Genomic DNA, 2038 nt, shown 5'->3' on the forward strand with positions numbered 1-2038 from the left:
CTCTGGCGTCAGCACAACCTGTTGCTCAACCAGTTCGTGAATAAGGGCATGCTGCGGAAAATCAGCTTGTGTGGCATTGAAATCCACCAGGATCTGCTGACGTTCTGCTGCCGGCAGAATGGATAAGCTGAGCACCGGTTGCTGAGCGTTGGTTATCAGGGCATGAATTAACTGGTCAAGGGCAGTGTGCAGATAATGGACTAGCCGAACAGGATCCATGCCGTCCGCAGTTTGGACGGTCAGCGTGAAGTCGTTTCCGTGATCATCCACGGAGAGGGTGATGGGGTAGTTCGTCCGCTCCTCCGCCGCCAACTCACGTATCCCCTTCCAGCCAGCATTTTCCGCTGCGTCTAACGGGCTGTGGCGGTAGTTGAACAGCACACTGAACAGGGGTAAGGGCGGGATCACGCTGCTGCACCGTTGCGCCAGCGCCAGTGGGGCCTGTTCATGCGCCAGTAAGGCAGCCAAATCCTGCGCGGTGCGCTGTATTACCGCCGATACACTGAGAGTTTTCAGGGCTATCCGGATCGGCAGGGTATTGATAAACATCCCCATCACCTGACTCACGTTGGTCGTGCCTTGCATCCTCCCCAGTAATACGGTGCCGAACACCACGTCATCACGCCCACTGGTGTGGGCCAGTACCTGCGCACAGGCCACATGGAACAGCACACTGGGACTGATACCCCGCTGGCGGGCTTGCATACGGACCGTTTGTGCCAAATCGCTATCCAGCGGTATACGGGCTTCCTGCACATCGGTGCCATCCCCCTGAACATTGAGCAGGCCAAACGGCGCAGTCGGTTCATCAATCCCGGCCAGCCGTTCCCGGAAATATGCTTCATGGACTGAGGCCGGTACGCGCAGGGTCTGGGCAATAAAATTGCGGTACGGCAAGGGGGGAGACAGCGTGTCCGCCTGTCCCTGTAATAGCTGTTGAATTTCCGCCACTATCAGCGCCAGCGTCATATGGTCGCTGACCAGATGGTGATAACTGAGGGCCAGCAGCCATTCCCCGCTGTCGGCGTCATAAGCCGTACTGGCAGCGAACAACGGGGCCTGACTGATAGCCATCCGGGGGGCGATACTGGCCCGTAGTTGTGTCGGGATATTGTCTGCCGACGTGGGCACAAAGGGCGTCACAGGCAGTTTCGCCTGCCGCCAGACCACCTGTACCGGCTGGCTCAGCCCCTGCCAGCAAAACGCCGTGCGCAGAATATCATGGCGGTCGATGACCTGTTGCAGGGCCCCCAGGAAAGTTTCCCGACGTGCTCGGGTATCAAAGGCGAGCAGGCTGTTTAACAGATAAGCATCTTCGTGCTCCTGTAACTGATGATGGAACAGGATACCGGCCTGTAACGGCGCCAGCGGATAGATATCCTGTACATTAGCCACGCCACCTGTCACAGTTGCGGCAATCGAATCAATCTCAGTGTGTGACAGCGTCACCAACGGCAGCATATCGGGGGTAATATGTGTGCAATCGTCAGGGATACGATTGGGTGGGACAAGCATATCCGGCGAATCTTGCCGGGCCTGTATCGCCTGCGCCATCTCTGAAAGCAACGGGGTGGCAAAAATACTACGCACCTCCAGTAAATATTCCCGGCTGCGTAACTGTTCTATCAGGCTGACAGCAATCAAGGAATGCCCGCCCAGTTCAAAGAAATGGTCGTGACGGCCGACCCGTTCCAGCCCCAGTAACTCCTGCCAGATTTGTGCCAGTGCAATTTCCACGTCACCGATCGGTGCTTCATAATCCCGGGTGATCACGGCGTATAAATCCGGCGCGGGCAGGGCCTTGCGGTCGAGCTTGCCATTAGGGGTCAGCGGGAAGGTATCCAGCATGACAAAGGCGCTGGGGATCATATACTCCGCCAGATGTTGTGCCAGTTGTCGGCGCAGATCAACCGGCACCAGCTCCGTACCCGCTTCAGCACAGAGATAGGCCACCAGACGGGTATCCCCTTCAGCGTCTTCACGGGCTATCACGACAGCCTCCTGTACACCCGGGCACTGCATCAGGCCTGCTTCAATT

General features: G+C 57.5%; 1 protein-coding gene. It reads right to left on the reverse strand.

The features are described 5' to 3' along the window. Positions 1 to 2037 (reverse strand): condensation domain-containing protein (locus tag AACS90_RS22570; protein WP_371635753.1); only part of this gene is annotated, 2037 nt, incomplete at its 3' end. Position 2038 lies beyond the last annotated feature (1 nt).

This window comes from Xenorhabdus sp. KK7.4 (genome assembly GCF_963876465.1).
Taxonomy (GTDB): Bacteria; Pseudomonadota; Gammaproteobacteria; order Enterobacterales; family Enterobacteriaceae; genus Xenorhabdus; species Xenorhabdus stockiae.